20 protein-coding genes and 2 pseudogenes are annotated in these 18,364 nt (G+C 68.6%); 16 read left to right on the forward strand and 6 right to left on the reverse strand.

The features are described from left to right. Positions 1-1,516 precede the first annotated feature (1,516 nt). Positions 1,517-2,095, forward strand: coding sequence for a transposase family protein (locus FDO69_RS24960; protein ID WP_234388104.1), 579 nt, complete (start codon positions 1,517-1,519; stop codon positions 2,093-2,095). A gap of 155 nt (positions 2,096-2,250) precedes the next feature. Here the strand turns inward: FDO69_RS24960 and FDO69_RS24965 are convergent, their stop codons facing one another. Further along, positions 2,251-3,909 (reverse strand): FAD-dependent oxidoreductase, encoded by a 1,659-nt coding sequence (locus tag FDO69_RS24965; RefSeq protein WP_234388081.1) that lies wholly within the window; start codon positions 3,907-3,909, stop codon positions 2,251-2,253. On the opposite strand from FDO69_RS24965, the gene FDO69_RS24970 reads away from it, so the two are divergent. Next, positions 3,908-4,339 carry a MerR family transcriptional regulator gene (locus tag FDO69_RS24970; protein WP_104782310.1) on the forward strand — a complete coding sequence of 144 codons (432 nt, stop codon included), beginning with the start codon at positions 3,908-3,910 and terminating at the stop codon, positions 4,337-4,339. The genes FDO69_RS24965 and FDO69_RS24970 overlap by 2 nt on opposite strands. Positions 4,340-4,686: 347 nt before the next feature. Here the strand turns inward: FDO69_RS24970 and FDO69_RS24975 are convergent, their stop codons facing one another. Beyond that, positions 4,687-5,373 (reverse strand): GntR family transcriptional regulator, encoded by a 687-nt coding sequence (locus FDO69_RS24975; protein ID WP_104782102.1) that lies wholly within the window; start codon positions 5,371-5,373, stop codon positions 4,687-4,689. A gap of 90 nt (positions 5,374-5,463) precedes the next feature. Here FDO69_RS24975 and FDO69_RS24980 point away from each other — a divergent pair, with 90 nt between their 5' ends. From FDO69_RS24980 to FDO69_RS25010, 7 genes are all read left to right on the forward strand, one after another. Further along, positions 5,464-6,111 carry an NAD(P)H-binding protein gene (locus tag FDO69_RS24980; protein ID WP_104782103.1) on the forward strand — a complete coding sequence of 216 codons (648 nt, stop codon included), beginning with the start codon at positions 5,464-5,466 and terminating at the stop codon, positions 6,109-6,111. Positions 6,112-6,163: 52 nt separating this feature from the next. Continuing rightward, the gene (locus FDO69_RS24985; RefSeq protein ID WP_104782104.1) at positions 6,164-6,565 is read left to right on the forward strand and encodes a RidA family protein; all 402 of its coding nucleotides are present in this window, start codon (positions 6,164-6,166) and stop codon (positions 6,563-6,565) included. After that, positions 6,565-6,999, forward strand: a complete 435-nt coding sequence (locus FDO69_RS24990; RefSeq protein WP_104782105.1) for an SRPBCC family protein — start codon at positions 6,565-6,567, stop codon at positions 6,997-6,999. Before FDO69_RS24985 ends, FDO69_RS24990 begins: the two co-directional genes overlap by 1 nt. Positions 7,000-7,063: 64 nt before the next feature. Further along, positions 7,064-8,173, forward strand: coding sequence for an NADH:flavin oxidoreductase/NADH oxidase (locus FDO69_RS24995; protein WP_104782106.1), 1,110 nt, complete (start codon positions 7,064-7,066; stop codon positions 8,171-8,173). A gap of 78 nt (positions 8,174-8,251) precedes the next feature. Beyond that, complete coding sequence (locus FDO69_RS25000) at positions 8,252-8,995, forward strand: SDR family oxidoreductase (protein WP_104782107.1); 744 nt, start codon at positions 8,252-8,254, stop codon at positions 8,993-8,995. Positions 8,996-9,036: 41 nt separating this feature from the next. Next, positions 9,037-9,471: a VOC family protein gene (locus FDO69_RS25005; protein WP_104782108.1), complete on the forward strand. Its 435-nt coding sequence runs from the start codon at positions 9,037-9,039 to the stop codon at positions 9,469-9,471. A 184-nt stretch (positions 9,472-9,655) separates the two neighbouring features. Then, entirely contained in the window at positions 9,656-10,042 is a 387-nt protein-coding gene (locus tag FDO69_RS25010) for a nuclear transport factor 2 family protein (protein WP_104782109.1), read from the forward strand. Between the two features lie 346 nt (positions 10,043-10,388). Here FDO69_RS25010 and FDO69_RS25020 read toward each other — a convergent pair whose 3' ends face one another. Continuing rightward, on the reverse strand, positions 10,389-11,096 hold the full coding sequence (locus FDO69_RS25020) for an SDR family oxidoreductase (RefSeq protein ID WP_104782110.1): 708 nt from the start codon (positions 11,094-11,096) through the stop codon (positions 10,389-10,391). Between the two features lie 102 nt (positions 11,097-11,198). Between FDO69_RS25020 and FDO69_RS25025 the strand changes: the two genes are divergently transcribed. From FDO69_RS25025 to FDO69_RS42220, 3 genes and pseudogenes are all read left to right on the forward strand, one after another. After that, complete coding sequence (locus FDO69_RS25025) at positions 11,199-12,038, forward strand: helix-turn-helix transcriptional regulator (RefSeq protein ID WP_104782311.1); 840 nt, start codon at positions 11,199-11,201, stop codon at positions 12,036-12,038. An 84-nt stretch (positions 12,039-12,122) separates the two neighbouring features. Beyond that, positions 12,123-12,435 (forward strand): annotated as a pseudogene (locus FDO69_RS42215) (VOC family protein); the annotation flags it as partial. A gap of 29 nt (positions 12,436-12,464) precedes the next feature. Then, a pseudogene (locus FDO69_RS42220) lies at positions 12,465-12,605 on the forward strand (fumarylacetoacetate hydrolase family protein); the annotation flags it as partial. A gap of 175 nt (positions 12,606-12,780) precedes the next feature. Here the strand turns inward: FDO69_RS42220 and FDO69_RS25040 are convergent. After that, positions 12,781-13,683, reverse strand: coding sequence for a LysR family transcriptional regulator (locus tag FDO69_RS25040; RefSeq protein WP_234388082.1), 903 nt, complete (start codon positions 13,681-13,683; stop codon positions 12,781-12,783). On the opposite strand from FDO69_RS25040, the gene FDO69_RS25045 reads away from it, so the two are divergent. From FDO69_RS25045 to FDO69_RS25060, 4 genes are read left to right on the forward strand one after another with little or no spacing between them, the layout of a single operon-like run. Next, positions 13,672-14,010: a biotin-independent malonate decarboxylase subunit gamma gene (locus FDO69_RS25045; RefSeq protein WP_234388083.1), complete on the forward strand. Its 339-nt coding sequence runs from the start codon at positions 13,672-13,674 to the stop codon at positions 14,008-14,010. The genes FDO69_RS25040 and FDO69_RS25045 overlap by 12 nt on opposite strands. Then, positions 14,007-14,639 (forward strand): malonate decarboxylase holo-ACP synthase, encoded by a 633-nt coding sequence (locus tag FDO69_RS25050; protein WP_138430162.1) that lies wholly within the window; start codon positions 14,007-14,009, stop codon positions 14,637-14,639. The genes FDO69_RS25045 and FDO69_RS25050 overlap by 4 nt, the downstream gene beginning before the upstream one ends. Further along, entirely contained in the window at positions 14,636-15,574 is a 939-nt protein-coding gene (locus FDO69_RS25055; protein WP_104782114.1) for an ACP S-malonyltransferase, read from the forward strand. Before FDO69_RS25050 ends, FDO69_RS25055 begins: the two co-directional genes overlap by 4 nt. 48 nt (positions 15,575-15,622) lie before the next feature. Beyond that, complete coding sequence (locus FDO69_RS25060; RefSeq protein ID WP_104782115.1) at positions 15,623-16,423, forward strand: SGNH/GDSL hydrolase family protein; 801 nt, start codon at positions 15,623-15,625, stop codon at positions 16,421-16,423. 73 nt (positions 16,424-16,496) lie between these two features. On the opposite strand, the gene FDO69_RS25065 is transcribed toward FDO69_RS25060, so the two are convergent. Both FDO69_RS25065 and FDO69_RS25070 read right to left on the reverse strand, forming a co-directional pair. Next, the gene (locus FDO69_RS25065; protein WP_138430164.1) at positions 16,497-16,781 is read right to left on the reverse strand and encodes a hypothetical protein; all 285 of its coding nucleotides are present in this window, start codon (positions 16,779-16,781) and stop codon (positions 16,497-16,499) included. 143 nt (positions 16,782-16,924) lie between these two features. Further along, entirely contained in the window at positions 16,925-18,298 is a 1,374-nt protein-coding gene (locus FDO69_RS25070) for a carotenoid oxygenase family protein (RefSeq protein ID WP_104782117.1), read from the reverse strand. Positions 18,299-18,364: the final 66 nt, after the last annotated feature.

An 18,364-nucleotide genomic window follows, 5' to 3' on the forward strand; every position in this document is an offset into this window, starting at 1 on the left:
CCGTGGGCAACAGCGGTTTCAGCACTGCCCACTGTGCGTCGGTCAGATCTCCACGTGGCACAAGCCAAGATCATCCCACCCATGATCCACTTTCGATACACACCCTAGGAGGCTGTCCTCGGCACGGGCAGCCCCTGTCGTGCGGTCGTCATGCCGAGGACCACACGTCGTGCCTCAGCAAGAGATCGAGGTCGGCAACCGGGTCGAGATCGCCCTACGGGCGTGGGAGCGCGGCATGCTGGGCGATTGCAGGCCCACAGCGGCGTCCCGTTCGCCGGTGTTCGCGGCCGCGACCGTGGCGAGGTTGAGCAGGCTGAGGCAGTCGGTCACTGTGCCACTTGCGGCCCGGCACCTTCTTCCTGCCGTCGTAGCCGAGTGAGGCGGCTGGCGCCATTGCGGCCGCCCGTACCGACGGTACGTCGATGATCTCCGTCGTGGGCTCGGCCTCACGGCCCTCCCGTTCACGGACCTCCCCCCGCAGCCGGTCGCCCGCGGCCGCCCTGCGTCAGACTCCACAGCTCGCCGTCGATCTCTCGAAGCGGCGGCCGGAGTGGGGTGCATCACAGAGCGCTGGCATGACCGGCCACTCCCATGCTTCAATCTAGACGTTCAAATGTCCAACATTTAGAACCCTACTTTTCCGGCGCCCTCCGATTCACCCGAGCCGCCTCTCTCCTGCGGCTCGGCAACTGAAACAAGGCGCAGATCTCGACGTCGACATGCGGAACGCCACGTCACTCGGTGGTACGCCGATCATGACGTACCACCCCCTTGCCCCCCACCACCGCCGAGCCCGGCCCACGTCACCGATGGGCCACTCCAGGACGGTTCGACGGTCTCGCGGTCACACCGCGACCACAGGCCCGGTCCCCTTGGGGCCGGTTCGGAACACCTGAACACATTACGGAAGGATGCCATGCGCAACACCACTCATCGCGTGAAGCTCGCGGTCGCCGCAGGGCTAGCGACCGCCGCTCTCAGCGTCGGCCTCGTCCTCATCGCCGGCTCTGGCACAACCGCTGGGGCGGCCCCGGCGCACCCGCCGGTGCCGGCCAAGTCGGTGCTCCCCCCGCCGGTGCCGGCCGGCTCGGCGACCCCCCGATAGACACGGGGGTGATTTTGAGCCTCCGCCGGACTCACAGCGGTTCATCCTGCCTCTTCATTTGCTCTTGGAGGAGCACGCAGCTGGCTACGCGCCATTGCACTCGCTTCCTGATGACGTGGACTGGCTGAAAGGACTGTGCGATGGATGTCAGTGCATCAGCTTCCGCACTGACATCCATCGACGAGTTTGGCGCGGTCGACCTCGCGTTCCATCGTGACTGTCTCGACGACGGCCGAACGCTGGCTCAGTCAAGATTTCCGTGAAGCCGGTCATGCTTCCGTGCGCCGGCGACACTCCGTCACTGGTGGAGCGATACTCGGCGCGTGTGAGGAGCTGCTGAAGACGGTATTGCCGCACCTGGGCGGAGTGCTGGTGGAGGAAGTGAGCCCCGAGGGCGGGGTGTTATGCATTGTGGCGAGAACCCCGGGGTCGGCTTCGGCGTCGTGCCCGGACTGCGGGGTACCGTCGAGGCGACGGCACAGCGGGTACCAGCGCCGTCTCGCGGACGGCGCGGTCGGCGGGCGGCAGGTGTCCATGGAGCTGACCGTCCGCCGGCTGTTCTGCGATGCGCCGGAGAGTGTCCGGGTGACCTTCGCCGAACAGGTCGAGGGGCTGACCGTGCGTTATGGGCGCCGAACTCCGCAGATCAGGGGCTTGTTGAATGCGATCTCGGTGGCTTTGGCCGGTCGGGCGGGTGAGCGGCTCGCAGCCCGGCTGCCGGCACCGGTCAGCCGGACCACGCTGTTGGGGCTGGTCATGGCGCTGCCTGATCCGCCCGCCGGGATGCCCCGGGCGCTCGGTGTTGACGAGTTCGCCACCCGCAAGGGGCACAAGTACGGGACTGGAGACTGTGCTGGTGGATTGCGAGACGCACGCCCCGATCGACCTCCTTCCGGATCGGGAGGCGGCCACCTTCGCCGCCTGGCTCGCCAACCATCCTGGAGTGGAGATCATCTGCCGCGACCGGAGCGGGCGCCTTCGCCACCATGAGAGGCGATCCGCCGGGCGCCGGGAGCCACGGCGTCGACAAGCGCCACCTCGGTCCGCTGCCAACAAGCGTGTTCCCGTTCGCCGTTCGCCGTTCGCCGTTCGCCGCTCGCCCCGGGACCGCGCATCCTGTTCGCGCCACGCACCTGGCTGAACACTCAGGTGTATCCGAGTAGCGTGCGGACGGCGGAGCGGACGATGTCGCTCGGATCTACGGCGAGGCTGCACGATCGCCATGCGACGAACCCGTCGGGACGAACCAGCAACGCGCCATCTGCCTCGGTGCCCGCCATCTCGGTGAACACGGCGGAGTCACCGTCGACCATGGCCGCCGTGATCTGCCGTACTTGCAGGTCCAGGCCATCTGTATCTGCTGTGAGCCAGCCGGCACCCTTCGGCCCGGCCAGCAGAGTCCATTGCGCACCGACGATGTCGAGTGTGGACCGTTGGCGGTCACCGTTGGTGAGCCATCGATGCGGCAGGCGGCAGCCAGGTACCGCCTGGTCGTCAAGGACGTCGGCCTCCGCGGTCGCATCGGTGAGTACGGCGCCGGAGTCATAGCGGTAGAACATCATCGCGCGCAGGTAGTCGGCGGCCAGTCGCGCGTACAGCTGGGTGGTGTCCTGTTGGGCCTGGCCTCCGCGGTGCATGCCCTGGGAGACTGCCAGCGACGCCTCGGCGGCGGCTCGGCGTTCGGGCTCGTAGCTGTCAAGAAGGGTCTCGTCGGCTCGTCCGTGCAGTACCGCGGCGAGTTTCCAGGCGAGGTTGTGCCCGTCCTGGATGCCGGTGTTCATGCCCAGCCCGCCGGCGGAGCTCTGCACATGGGCGGCGTCACCGGCCAGGAAAACCCGACCGTGACGCAGCTGCGAGGCGATGCCGAAAGCGGCCTCCCACGCGTTGCACTCGATCAGGTCGATCGGCACTGTGTCGTCGCCGATCGCGGCGCGCAGCAGGCTCAGGGTCTTCTGCGGCGACAACTGGACGAGCTCGGCGGGCTTACCGGGGTAATCCATGATGTGAGAGGACCAGTGGTCCCCTGCCGCGCTTTTCGCGAGCAGCGTGCAGTAGACCTGTTCGTTGCGAACGAAACAGAAGTCCGTAGCGGACTCCGGCAGCAGGCGGCGCAGGTCGGCGCGGAAGAAGGCGGTGTTCAGCCGGGCGGCGACCTGCCGGTCGGGCACGCCGATCCCGAGCAGATTCCGCACGCGGCTGTGGGAGCCGTCTGCCCCGACGAGGTAGCTACTGACCACCTGGTGCTCGCGCCCGGTGTCGGCATCGACCACCTGGACACGCACCTCTTCGGCATCGGCGGCGAGGCCGACGAACTCGACGCCGAACCGGATCTGCCCACCAAGGCGTCGCAACTCCTCCAACGCCATTCGCTGCACCTCGTACTGCGTCATCATGCGGCTGCTGCCGACCGGACTGCACGTGGCCAGCCGATCCGCGTAGCGGTCCGGCATGCCTGCCCGATTCTGTACGGCGCCCACCGCGCTGTCCTTGAACATCGACCGCAGCGGCAGCGGACCATCCCAGCACACTCGATCCAGCACCGGCCCCAACCCGTTCGCCCGGAACAGCTCCAACGTACGCATACTCGTGTTGGCGCGCGGCGGACCACTGAGCGGGTCCTTCTTGTCCAGCACCAGCACCCGGACGCCCCGATCCGCCAGGAACAACGCGGTCGACAGCCCCACCGGCCCGGCGCCGACGACCACTACCTCGTACCGTTCCACGATGTCCTCCTCTTCGATCATGTTGCGACCAGCGTGCCCGCTCAAGTCGGCTTGAGCGCAACCTGCAATCATGGTGGCCATGCGCTACTCGATCAGCGAGGTGGCGCGGTACTTCGGCACCGCCGTATCCGCGTTGCGCTACTACGACCAGATCGGCCTGCTACGTCCAGCCGGTAGACGCGGGACCGTCCGTGCCTACGGCCGCGACGAGCTGTACCGGCTCGCACTCATCCAGTTGCTGCACCAGGACGGCATGATGAGCCTGGCGGAGACCGCCACCGCGATCTCCGGAAATCAGACCGGCGACCAGACCGCCGGCAGGCTGGTCATCGCCGAGTCCATGCGCGAGATGCAACACCAGATACAGCGGCTCCGCGAATCGGAACAAGTGCTCGAACACCTGCTCACTTGCCCCCGCAAGGACCCCATCCGGGACTGTCCTGTCCTCCGGGCGCAACTGGAGCACACGGTCGACACCGCAATCGGCACCGTGGATGGCGGGTCCCCATGACCGTGGCCCTGAGGTGGCGTGTGATGTTTGTTCGCGCCGACCGTTTGAATGCGCTTGGTCGCTATTTGTTGCCAACATGTACGACCTGAAGGGCCTGGAAGCTCCCTGCTGGACCACCCATCGCTCGGGCTGCGGGATGAAGCCCATGCCCCGGTCGTCCGAGTTGCGGCAGACCGGGCAACCTCATCCGCCGGCGCCGCACGAACGACGACTTCGATCGCGACAACTTCCGCGTCGGCTGCGACCGCCGACAGGGCGCCTGTCCCGGGGCCAGGAGGTCAGCAAGGGCTGGCACGGCCCCTGTCCGGTATCCCCGCCCACCGCGGTAGATTCCGGCCGACCGGTCGTCAGGCCGGGTGGCTCGAAGTGCCGGTGACGACGTCCACCGCGTGGCGGCGGTGGGCGGCGAAGAGAGGGAGGGCGGCCTGGGGGTCGCGGGCGCGTAGAGCGGCGGCCAGTGCGTGGTGCTCCTGGGGGATGCAGCCGAGGTAGCCCTCGGTGCTGAGACCGATGCGGGTCAGCAGGAACAGGTGGACCTGGCAGCGGATGGTCTCCCAGGCCGCGCCGAGACGCTGGTGGCCGGTGGCGGCGAACACGGCGTCGTGGAAGGCGATGTCCAGGCGGACCATGGCGTGCGGGTCCGTCGTGCGATCCATCACGACGGCCGCCTTCTCGATGGCGGCGAGGTCCTCCTCCGAGGCGTGCGTGATGACCTGCTGGACGGCGAGGTCCTCCAGCGCGCCGCGCAGGCTGTCGAGCTCGGCGACATCCTCGGCGGACAGCGTCGTGACCACGGTGCCGCGGTGCCAGGCGCAGTGCACAAGCCCCTCGCGCTCCAGTACGCGCAGAGCCTCACGCACCGGACCCCTGCTGACCTGCAGCACGCCGGAGAGTTCGACCTCACGCAGCGGTGCCCCGGGGGCGTATGCACCGCTGAAGATCGCCTCCCGGATCCGGTCGGCGACCTCGTCGGCCAGTCCGCGACGGCGGGCGGGGGCCACCACGCGATCTCCTGTGAGTTGCATCTTCTCCATGTAGCGATGTTAACATTTTGACGTTGTCGCAATGTCAACATTGGGACAATCGAGGTGAATGATGGTCCGGCCAGGAGAGAGGCGATTTCCATGAAGGTGTTCCAGATCGGTGCCGCCGGAGGTGTCGGCAGGAGGCTCGCCGGCCTGCTGTCCGAGCGCGGTGACGAGGTGACCGGCATGCACCGCAGCCCGGCCCAGGCCGACACGATTCGCGCGACCGGTGCGACGCCGGTGACCGGCGACCTGATCGCCGACTCCGTGGAAGAGCTCGCGGGCAAGCTCGCCGGGCACGACGCGGTGGTGTTCTCGGCCGGCGCCCACGGAACCGGCATGGACAAGACCACGCTCATCGACGGCAGGGGCCTGGAGAAGGCAGCCGACGCGGCTGCCGCCGCCGGGGTGACACGGTTCGTCCTGGTCTCGGTCTTCCCCGACGCCCTGCGTGGCGGCGAGGGCGGTGAGGGCTTCGAGCACTACATCAAGGTCAAGAAGAGCGCCGACGTGTACCTGGCGCGCACCGATCTCGACTGGCTGATCGTGCGTCCCGGAACCCTGCTGGACACCCCCGGCAGGGGCCGGGTCACCGCGGGGCCCGCCGTCGAGTACGGCGACGTGCACCGCGACGATGTCGCCGCGTTCATCGACGCCGCCCTGCACGAGCCCGCCCTCAGCCGCGTCATCGTCGAGCTGACCTCCGGCGCCACCCCCGTCGCAGACGCGGTCGCCCGCCTCGCCTGAGCCCGGCGCTCCCACCCACCCCCGCATCACCCACCAGAGAAGGACAAGCACCATGACCGTGATCGATTCCTACAGCCACGGCGTCTCCGGCGAGCGCGAGTTCGGCTTCGCCCAGGCCATCAAGGTCGACCACACGATCTACGTCTCGGGCCAGCTCTCCCACGACGACGAGGGCAACTTCCTCCACCCGGGCGACTTCGACGCCCAGAGCGCGCAGGTCTTCGCCAACTTCGAGAAGGTCCTCGCCCACTACGGCGCCACCCGCAACCAGGTTGTCTCCGAGACCCAGTACATCGTGGACCTGCCGAAGTACAACAACGCGATGGCGGCCGCCAACCTGGCCTACTTCGGCGACCACCGCCCCACCAGCAGCACCATCGGCGTCGCGTCGCTGTTCTTCCCCGGCCAGCTCATCGAGACCAACTTCGTCCTCGACACCCGTCTGCCCGCCTGATGGCACAGGCGTACTGGGGCTCAGTCTTCACCAGCTCCGCAGACCAGACCTGGGCCGTCGTCCGGCAGTTCAACGGCCTGCCCGACTGGCACCCGGCCATCCGGGCGAGCGAGATCACCGGCGGCGGCGACGGTCTCACCCCCGGTGCGATCCGGGTCCTCACCGGGGTGGACGGCAGCGTCTACCGGGAACGGCTCGTGGACCTGGACGACACCGCCCGGAAGCTGAGTTACGAGATCGTCGAGGCGCCGCTGCCGGTCCGCGGCTACCGCTCGACGCTGCACGTCCAGCCCGTCGCCGACACCGGCGGCGCCTTCCTCAGCTGGTACGCCACCTTCGATCCGGCCGAGGGCACCACCGCCCACCAAGCCACCACGGTCCTCGAAGCGGCCTACGCCGCCGCCCTCGCGGGCCTCCACACGATCATCGCCTGACACCGGGCGGCAGCCGCCCCGTGTGACGACACCGATCACCGACCACGAAAGAAGCACCCCCCACATGAGTTCCCTGTTCACCCCCCTCACCCTGCGTTCCCTGTCGATACCCAACCGGGTGTGGATGTCCCCGATGTGCATGTACTCCGCCGCCCCAGAAGGCGAGAAGACCGGGGTGCCGACCGACTTCCACCTCACCCACCTGGCCTCCCGTGCCGCCGGCGGCGCCGGTCTGGTGATGGCCGAGGCCACCGGCGTCCGGCCCGACGGGCGCATCAGCCCCTGGGACCTGGGCCTGTGGAACGACCGCCAGCAGGAGGCGTTCACCCGCATCACCGAGGCCATCAAGGCCCACGGCGCCGTCCCTGCCATCCAACTGGCCCACGCCGGCCGCAAGGCATCGGTGGACAAGCCCTGGCTGTCCGACCGCTACCTGAACGAGGACGAGAACGGCTGGCAGCCCGTCGCCCCCAGCCCGATCGCCTACGACGGACTGGCCGTCCCGCACGAGCTGACCGTGGACGAGATCAGGCAGCTCGTACGTGACTTCGCGGACGCCGCGCGGCGCGCGCTGGCCGCCGGGTTCCAGGTGGTCGAGGTGCACGGCGCCCACGGCTACCTGATCAACTCCTTCCTCTCTCCGGCCTCCAACCACCGCACCGACGCCTACGGTGGCAGCTTCGAGAACCGGATCCGCTTCGCCCTGGAGATTGTCGACGCGGTCCGCGCGGTGTGGCCCGAGGACCTGCCGGTGTTCTTCCGCACCTCGGCCACCGACTGGCTGACCGAGAACCCGGAGGACGAGCGCGAGGGCTGGACTGGGGAGGACACCGTCCGCCTCGCCAAGGAACTCCACGCCCACGGCGTTGACCTGGTGGACGTGTCCACCGGCGGCATGGTCCGCGACGCGAAGATCGTCGCCGGGCCGAACTACCAGGTGCCCTTCGCGGACCAGGCCCGCAACCAGGCCGGCATCCCCACCGCCGCCGTCGGCATCATCACCGAGCCGCAGCAGGCCGAGGACATCATCACAGGCGGGCAGGCCGACGCCGTCTTCCTCGGCCGCGAACTGCTCCGCAACCCCTACTGGGCCCAGCACGCCGCGCTCGCGCTCGGCGCCGAGCCGACCTGGCCCGACCAGTACGCCTACGTCGTCAAGCGCCGCAAACGCTGACCTCCCCACCCCGTACAGCCTCCGCCGCCCTGCCCCCACCAGGAAAGGCGCGCTGAACCACCGCACCGGGAGATCCCCATGAACCACCTTCAGGACCAGGTCGTCGTCATCACCGGCGCCTCTTCCGGCATCGGCGCCGTCAGCGCCAAGGCCCTCGCCGCCCGCGGCGCCACGATCGTCGCCGCCGCCCGCGGCCAGGAAGACCTCGACCAGCTGGTCACCGACATCGAGAAGGCCGGCGGCACCGCCACCGCACGGCTCACCGACGTCACCGACGCCGCCGACATGCAGGCACTGGCCGACTTCGCTGTCGAGCGGTTCGGCAGGATCGACGTCCTGGTCAACAACGCCGGCCTGATGCTGTTCTCCTTCTGGAAGGACGGCGCGATCGACGACTGGAACCGGATGATCGACGTGAACATCCGCGGCTACCTCAACGGCGTCCACGCCGCACTGCCCGTGATGCTCCGCCAGAAGTCCGGCCACATCCTCAACATGGACTCGATCGCCGGCCACCAGGTCGGAGACGGCGCCGGTGTCTACAGCTCCACCAAGTTCTTCGTCCAGGCCATGACCGAATCCATGCGCAGGGAACTCGGCGTCCGCGAAGGCATCAAGGCCTCCACCATCAGCCCCGGCGTCATCGACACCGGCTGGGCCGACAAGGTCACCGACCCCGCCGGCCGAAAGGCGGCCCAGGAACTGAACGCCATCGCCATCAGCCCGCAAAGCGTCGCCGATGCCGTGGTCTACGCCCTCGACCAGCCCGCCGACGTCACCGTCAACGACCTGATCATTTCCCCCACCCGTCAGAACTGGTAAGCGCCAGGCACCCCACGCCGCACGGAAGGAACACCAGGCCCATGTCCGGTCTCGCCTCCCCCATCCCCCGCTTCCACCTCGCCGTCCCGGTCGACAACCTGGACGCCGCCCGCCGCTTCTACGGCGAGACGCTCGGCCTGGCACAGGGCCGCAGCGCCGACACCTGGGTGGACTGGAACCTGCACGGCCACCAGTTCGTCACCCACCTCGCCCCGACCCGCACCGAACAGATACACAACCCGGTCGACGGCCACGACGTCCCCGTACCGCACTTCGGGCTGATCCTGACCATCGACGCCTTCCACACCCTCGCCGACCGGCTGCGCGCCGCGGACACCGACTTCGTCATCGAGCCCTACGTGCGCTTCGCAGGCGAAACCGGCGAGCAGTGGACGATGTTCCTGCTCGACCCGGCCGGCAACGCCCTGGAGTTCAAGGCGTTCGCCGACGACTCCCAAGTGTTCGCCACGCCATGACGCCAGGACCCTGCGGCGCCGCCCGGCCGTGAACTGGCAGGTACCCCAGCTGTCGATGGGCTGGTGGCTCAACAACCGGGACAGGCGTAGCGCGGGTCGCGACCGCGTGGCCGCCGACACAACCTGACCCACGTCTCAACCCACTCGGCGTAAGTGCACCGCAACCTCAGACTGGAGACACAACATGTCGAAACCGACCTATGTCGCTGACCACATCGCCATCACCGAAGTACTGGAAAAGTACAATCAAGGCGTCGCCAAAGCCGACAGCTCGATCATGAAACCCGCGTTCGCCGAAGAGGCGACGATCTTCGGCGTCGAGAACGGCAAGCTCTCCGGCGGTGCGATCACGGGCCTCTACCAGGGGATCGACACGGATTTCCGTCCCTCGCCGGAAGGCCGCGCCGTGATCGCCTACATCAACGTGACCGGCACTGCGGCCAACGCGCGTGTTGACACCAACGATGTCTCCGGCCTGTGCTTCACCGACTACTTCAATCTTTTGAAGGTCGATGGCACGTGGACCATTGTCAGCAAGATCTACCACACCAACGACGCGCCGAAATCCTAGATGCGAACACGGCCGGGCGTGCATGAATTATCCCCCTCTCGGTGGACACGTGGCGTGAGTTGACGCTGAGGTTGCTGGAAAGGAGCCGTCATCGCCATCTCCGGGCCGATCAGCGCAGGCAGGACCAACCTCGCGCTCGCCGATGAGAGAATGCGGGCCCCGTGGTGTAGATCGTTGCTGCTGGCGTAAGCGGCGGCCGGTCAGACGGCGCTGACCGCGGCCTGGCACTGCGAGGCATGTGCTGGGCGGGATCGGGTTCACCGCCGAACACCTGCGGAACCGGCACCTGCGCCGGGCCGTCGTCCTGGACGGACTGCTGGCCAGTGCCCGGGAGTTGACCCTCAGCTCACCAGGGCAGCGGACCGTCGGCGTCGAAGTAGCCCCCGGTCGGGCCGTCGGGACCGATCTGCGCCATGCGGACGATGATCGCGGCGCCCTGTTCGACGGTCTGCGTGCCCGTGTTGTCGTTGAGGTCCGTCTTGATGAAGCCGGGCTCGACGGAGTTGATCCGCATGTCCGGGAACGCCTTCGCGTACTGCACGGTGAGCATGTTGACCGCGGTCTTGGACGCCGGGTAGGCGACGCCCGGGTAGAAGTGCGTGGGGTGCTCGGGGTCGGAGAGGTTGGTCAGCGAGGCGAGGCCGCCGGTGACGTTGACCACGACCGGTGCGGCCGAGCGCTGCAGCAGGGGCAGGAAGGCGTGGGTGACGCGGACGACGCCGAAGACGTTCGTCTCGAAGGTGTTCCGCATCTGGTCGGCGGTCAGGGTCGCGGCGGTGGGCACACTGTGGGCGTCGGCCCTGCTCGCGATTCCGGCGTTGTTGATCAGGACGTCTAGGCCGCCGTCGGCCCCGATGGTCTTGGCTGCGGCCTCGACCGTGGCGTCGTCGGTGACGTCGAGGAGGACGAACCGTGCCCCCAGCTGCTCGGCGGCCCGGCGGCCGCGCTCGGCGTCGCGGGCACCCACATAGACCGTGTGGCCTGCGGCGATGAGTTGGCGGGCGGTCTCGTGGCCGATGCCTTTGTTGGCTCCGGTGATCAGTGTTGTCGTCATGAGTCCAGCCTGCGGCGCGGCGGCACGATCAGCCAGGAGACCCTTCTTCCTGGGACTGCGAGTACCAGGCACATGCGGGGCCGGCGGTGTTCACTGGGGAACATGACGGCGACGGAACTCGGACAGGCGCTGCGGCGCTGGCGCGACCGGGTTGCCCCGGAGGCGGTGGGGCTGCCCTCCGGTGGACACCGGCGCGCGGCCGGTCTGCGGCGCGAGGAACTGGCCCTGCTGGCCGGGATCTCGGTCGACTACGTCACGCGCCTCGAACAGGGCCGGGCGGCCAATCCCTCCGGGCAGGTCGTGGAGGCACTTGCCCGTGCGCTGCGGCTGTCGGGGGACGAGCGGGCATACCTGTTCGGGCTGGCGGGGATGATTCCGCCCGGTCCTGACATGGTGCCCGGGCACATCACGCCCAGCGTCCAGCGGCTGCTGGATCGGCTCGTCGACGCGCCTGTCGCGGTCTGCGACGCGGCCATGACGCTGCTGCTGGCCAACTCGATGTACGCGGCGCTGATGGGCGACCCGTCCGGCCTGCGCGGCCTGGAACGCAACGACGCGTGGCGCAACTTCATGGGTGTGCCGACCCGGGTGCGGCATACGCCCGAGGAACGGAGTGCCTGCGAGGTCGGCATGGTCTCCCAGCTGCGAAGGACTGCCTGCCGGTACCCGGCGGACCGCCAACTAGGGCGCCTGATCGTGAAGTTGCATACCAACAGCGAGCGGTTCGCCGAGCTGTGGGACGCGGGTGTCGTGGGACGGCTCGAGGCCTGGCACAAGACGGTCGAGCATCCGCAGGTGGGCTTGCTGACGCTGGACTGCGACCTGCTGCGGCTGGAGGAGAGTGACCTGTACATCCTCGTCTACTCGGCCGAGCCGGGCACCGGGGCCGCCGCCAAGCTGGACCTGATCTCGGTGGTCGGCACCCAGAACCTGGTCGCATAGTGCCTACTTGAGCTTCCCCTTCATCTCGTCAGCTTCCCGAAAATCGGGCATCCGCTGAACGCGTTGCCGCGCCCGGTCTGGTGGATCAGCAACCAGCACGACTCCGTAGCCATCGCCAAGGGCCCGCATACCTCCCTGCACCACGTCTCCTTCGAGCTGCGTGGCATCGGCGAGTACATTCGCGGCTCCGGCCGCGTGGTCCGGGCCGGCTTCCAGATGATCTGGTGCCCGGGACGCCACATGGCGGGCGACAACTCCTTCACCTACGGACTTGGCGCTGCTGGACGAGGACACCTGGCACCCGCACGCCTACGACCTTTCGAAACCAGAGGTCTCCAACCACTGGGGCACCACGAACCCCATGAACGAAGTGGTCACCAAGGAGTCGTTCAACGACGTCGGCGGCGCACCGCTCCGAGCCGGCGCGCCTCGGGGGGCACAGTCGTCCGCCTCGGTGACGTCCTCGGCTCGGGCATCTGCGGCAACGGCGGTTGCCTGGCCGATCTGTGGGGCGTCCGCAGCAGTGAGCAGTCCCCGCCCTCGCTGAAGCCCGGCGACACTATGACGCACGGTGCCGGGCTGAAGCTGCGTTCCGCGGATGCCTTCTCTGTGCTGAGCAGGCAGCACGCGAAGCCCTGGTCCTGGAGTGCTGAGCCCGTTCAGCCGGCCGATGGGGCGGGCGGGTCCCGGGTGGTGCCGGAGGGGGCGGTGTCGTGGCCGCTGTTGATGGGGCTGATCGGTCTCAGGGAAACACGTGCCCCCGCTGAGCGATCATGAAGTCTCGGAAGGTCTCGGCCGGGGCGCTGAGGTGGCTCGTGGAACTCCAGGCAAGGCACACCTCGCGGGTGACGACCGGGTCGATGACGGGTACGGCCGTTGTGCCGGGCTGAGGATGGGCGGCGGGGGGCAGGAGCGCGATACCCGCACCGGACGCGACCAGAGCGCGCAGGGTGCGTATGTCATTGCCCTGGAACACGATTTTCGGGTGGAAACCAGCGGTCTCGCACATGGCGTCCAGGATCTGCCGGAGACCGTAGCCATAGGTCAGCGCGACGAAGGTCCACCCGGCGAGATCCTCGAAACGGGCGCTGCCGAAGGCGGCGAGCGGATGGTCCGCGGGCACTTCGAGATGGAGACGTTGTGTCTCCAGCAGCTCGCTGGTGATGTCCGGCTCTTGCGGGGCGGGCGCGAGCAGAGCGAGATCGATCTCCGCGGCCCGCAGTGCGGCCACCAGGTCCGCGTTGCTGCCCTCTTTCAGGACGGTGAACGCGATTTCCGGCTCCCGCGCGCCGAAGGCGCTGATCATCGTGGGGACGACCTCGTCGCCCATGGACCTCAGGAAGCCGAAGCGCACATGGCCGTGCCGCGGATCCACGGATCCGCCCAGTTCGACCACTGCCCGGTCGATGTGGCGCACCACGGGTTCCAGCATCGTGGCGAGCTCGCGCCCGGCGGGAGTCAACGTCAGCCGACGGGCACGGTGGCTGAACAGCGTCAGACCGAGGTCTGCCTCCAACTGGCTGATTGCACGGCTGAGCGTCGGCTGGCCCACCCCCAGCAGCTCCGCCGCCCGGCTGACGTCCTCGCACATGGTCTGCAGGCCCAGCAGATCCTCGCCCTGGACGATCCGGGTGTGCAGATCCACGCCATGCACCAGGCCGCCGCCGCGCGCGTCACCCTGCGCACCGTCGACCAGCTCGACGAACTCGCTGAAACGGTGCTCCCGCTCAGTTACCACGTCCGCGACTGGGCGCGACTGGGCTTCTGCGACGGACTGCTGCCGGTCGACGACGGCGACAGCCCGACGCCAGAGGACGTGGTGACCGTTCGCCGGGCGTTGGCACAGGCGATCGAGGACGCCCGCTCGGGGCCGCGGGATCTGTCCAACCGTCTGGACTCGCCGACCGCGACCCCCACGCGTGCGGCGTCACGCCGGGTCAGGGACACGATGGCCGAACAGTGGCGAGCATGACCGCGGTGCGCCCCCGCGACCTGCTGCGTCTGACCCGGACACGAGGAATCGTGCCCGCAGACGCCCCGGGCTGGGTGGCCCCAGTACTGAAAGGCGCCGCCTGGATCGTTGTCAGGCGAGGCGGCGGGCGGAACGGCATGCGGGACGGCCGTATCCCCGTCGGCGTCCGCGGCCCCACGCGGGCACATCGTTTCGCTTCGGAGATCCCCGCCGACTCGGTGGCCGAGGCGCTCACCCCCGAAAAACTCGCCACGCGTCGAAGCATGGTGATCCGGACCCTCTCGGCGTTTCGGAGGCTGCACGCCGTGGCCTCGGTCATTGAGGAGGCCACTCACTTGCCCTGGGGACCGACCGGCAGCGTGGGGTTCGAGCTGGCCGCCGGCGTGCCTGTCGTGACGGCCACGAGTGACCTGGACCTGATGATCCGGAGCGCAACACTGCCACCACGCGCCGTGGCAGAACGCGTGCATCAGGTCCTCGGGCGACTGCCCGCGCGCGTCGACTGTCTGATCGAAACCGACGAGGGCGCGGTCGCGCTCGGCGAACTGGTCTCCTCGGCGGACGCCGTCCTGTTGCGAACGCCCGCCGGACCGCGCCTCGTTCCTGTGCCCTGGCAGGAGACGGGATGACTGTGGCCTTCCTCTACCCCGGACAGGGATCCCAACGCCCGGGCATGCTTCACACCCTGCCGGCCTCCCCCGCGATCACCGCAACTCTTGACGAAGCGGCGGGCATACTGAGCCGGATAGGGGCGACCGACCTCGATGCGCTGGACACTTCCGAGGTGCTGCACGCCACCACGAACACCCAGCTCGCCCTGGTCATCGCCGGGGTGGCCGCCGCCCGCTCCCTCACCCAGGACTACGGTGCGCGCCCGGACTTCGTTGCCGGTCACTCGGTCGGCGCGTTCCCCGCCGCCGTCACAGCGGGCGTCCTGAGCTTCGACGAGGCGCTTGAGGTTGTCCACCTGCGCGGCGAACTTATGCAACGGGTCTGTGCCGGCGGTGGATGGGGAATGGGAGCCGCCCTCGGACTGGGTGTGCGCGATGTACGCACTCTCGCCCAGCAGGTGAGCACCACGGACGATGCCTTGTGGATCGCCAACATCAATGCCCCGGACCAGATCGTCCTGTCCGGTACCGTGGTCGCGCTGCAGCGGGCGGAGTCGGCGGCATCTTGCCTGGGTGCGCGCCGCTGGCAGCGTCTGGACCTGGCGGTCGCCTCGCACTGCCCGCTGCAGGAGCCCGTCGCCGCACGCCTGGCCGAGTACCTCGCCGGTGTCCCGCGTCGTCCGCAGCAAGTTGCCTACCTCAGCAACCTACGGGGCCGTCGCATCCGCGGGAACGGCGAGGCCGTACTCGACGATCTCGCCTGGTCCGTCGCTCATCCCGTGCAGTGGTACGACGTGATGAGTGTGATCGGTGAACTGGGCGCAACCCATGCCATCCAGATGCCCCCGGGGCAGGTACTGGCCCGCCTCCTTCCGGACGCGGCACCGGCGACCCGTCCGATCGCCCTGGACGGGTCCGGATTCGGGCGAGTCGTGCAGGCATACAGACGGTGACCCGGGCGAGTACCCAAAGATCAAGCAACTACCAAGGAGCAAGACCCGATGCCATATACGCACATTCGGAACATTGCTGCACTGGGCAGCTCCTACGCTGCCGGCCCCGGCATCAAGCCTGTCGCTGATCGCAGAGCGTACCGTTCGGCACGGAACTATCCGCATCTGCTCGCCGAACGGCTCGGTGCCACACTCACGGATCTCACCGTGAGCGGAGCCACCACGGACACGATCATCGACAGACCTCAACGACTTCTGCTCCACACCTTCCCGCCCCAGTTGGACGGGCTGCCGGCAGACGCCGACCTGGTGACCATCACCGCCGGAGGCAACGACCTCGGCTACATCGGCGGCATGGTCCTCATGGGCACGGCGGGCCGACTTTCGTCCCGCGCCCTCTCCCGGCCACTGGCCACCGCGCTGAAACGGCGCGGGGTTCCGCGTCCGTCGGAGGACGACATCGATCGGGCGGCGGCGAACCTCTCCCGCGTCGTCGAGGAGACACGAGGTCGGGCGAAGCGCGCGCGGGTGCTCCTGGTCGACTACCTCACGGTGATCGGCCCCGCCACCCGGTCCAGCCGGGAGGCGCCCTTCGACGAAGCCACCTTGGAGGAGTTCCGCCGACTGGGCGACCAGGTCGCCGAGGTCTTCGCCCGCACGGCGACCCGCACTGGCGCGGAACTCGTCACCGTGGGGGAGCTCAGTCGCGAGCACGCCCTCGGATCGGCCGAACCATGGGTGACCGGGCTCCCGGAACGCCTGCGCGGCTCCGCCCTTACGGGCGCATTCCACCCCAACGGCGCCGGAATGCGCGCCGTGGCAGACGCGATTGCCGAGCACCTGCAATGACTGGGGCTGCCGTTCGCCCAATTCCCGCAGAACGCCGCGTAGTTCCTTCGACGCCGTGATGATGAGTGTTTCATCAGCGTTGGCATGTCAGCGCGTCGGCGGATCGCGCTGAGGCGGATGACGCGCAGGCTCCGCAGGGCCTCCACCCGGCCGTCGCGCTGCTTGGGTATGCCGGTGGGGCGCGCTGGGCGAGGTCGGGGCGGGCTGCCGCCTCGGCGTCGACCGGGTCGGACTTGCCCTGCCAGCGACGGGCCTTGCGGTCCAGGCGGTCAGTCTCGACCACCGCGACGTCCTGCTCGCGCAGGTGGCGGGCGAGTCCGGCCTCGTAGGCGCTGGTGCGCTCGTCTCCGACCGACACCAGGGTGCCGAACGAGCGGAGCCACGCCAGGAGCTTGCGATTGCCGGCCGGGCGGGGCCGACAGATCCCCCTGAGGACCCAGGGTCCGTCAGGCGGTGGGTCAGACCCCGCCGGGTGGGTGACGCTCCTGAACATCTGCCCTGTCAGGCGGGGTCGGGTATCCAGCTGCCGTGGAAGCCGAGCGGTACGCGCGTCGGCAGGTGCACTGTGGCGATCGGGGCGCCGGTGAAGTCCTGTCCGGAGAGAATCACCAGATCGGTGGCACCCCGCTCGGGGTCGAAGACGTAGGCGAGGACGTAGCCGTCATCCTCAGTCCGTGCGTTCTGCGCGGGCACGAAGTACGCCTCACTGGTGTAGTGACCGGTGCCGAAGCCGCGGACCGTGGCGGTCTGCCGGTCGAGGTCGTGCTTGATCAGCGAGTCGCTGAACGCGTCGACGGGCAGGCCGTCCAGGGTGGGGCTGGCCGGACCCATGTAGCGGATCAGGTCCAGTGTGACGGCAGAGTATCCATAGCGGTAGGCGCCGGTGACGACGGCCGGACTGACCACGGGGAACTCCTGTGGGTGGTCGTCCAGGCGCGTCTCGGTGACCTTCCCGGTGACCGTGTCGATGACCCAGCGGTCGAGCGTGGGAAGGCTGTTGCCCCTCAGCTCGGCCCCCACGAACATCTGTGGGTAGCGCACGACGTCGACCACGACGGTGTCGCCCTGGTCGTAGGCGTTGAGGGTGTGGAAGACCCAGCACGGATTGACATCGAACCAGCGCACCTCGGTGCCGCTGCGAGGCAGCAGGCCGATGCGACCGCCGCGGTCTTCGTTCCAGTTCATCGGGAACGCTTTGCCAGAATCTGCGGCAGCTTGGCTGAAGGTGACCGGGAGGTCGTACAGCACGGCGTACTTCCGGGTCAGAGCGAAGTCGTGCATCAACGGCGCGTGCGGAGCGGGGATGGCCACGCTGCGCACGACCTTGCCGAGGGGGGAGACGACCAGGTAGGTCAGCGTGTCGCCGCCGATGACGTAGGTAACGGCGTGCAGTTCTCCGGTGGCGGGGTCCAGCTTGGGATGAGCGACGAAGCCGTCGCGCAGGGTCCCGTCGAAGTCGCAGGCTCCCACGGTGTCCAGGTCGTAGGTGAGTTCGTAGGGCCGGGAGCCGCCTTCGACCAGGGCGAAGGTGCGGTTGGCGTGGCCGATGACGTGGGTATTGGGGCCGGCGTCCACGCGGCGCATGGAGGCGCCGGGGCGGGGCTGTTCGCCGAGTGCCTCGGCGACGCGCGCCGAGCGCACCCAGCGGTTGCGGTACCACTCGGCCTTGCCCTCACGCAGTCGTACGCCGTGCACCATGCCGGTTCCGGTGAACAGGTGGAGCCGGGGCTCGTCGAGGTTCATGGGGTTGGGGCCGTTGCGCAGGTAGCGGCCGTTGAGTTCGGCGGGGATGGTGCCGGTGACCGGCAGGTCGAAGGAGGTGACCTCTTCGGCGACCGGCGTATAGGCGCCCTGGAAGGCGTTCTTGAGGTTCATTGCAGTCCTCTCACGAGATGACGTGCCGTCCGGCGCTGGCGAGCCGGGCTCTCTACGGCGGGTCCG

Source organism: Streptomyces tibetensis, assembly GCF_007655005.1.
Taxonomy (GTDB): Bacteria; Actinomycetota; Actinomycetes; order Streptomycetales; family Streptomycetaceae; genus Streptomyces; species Streptomyces tibetensis.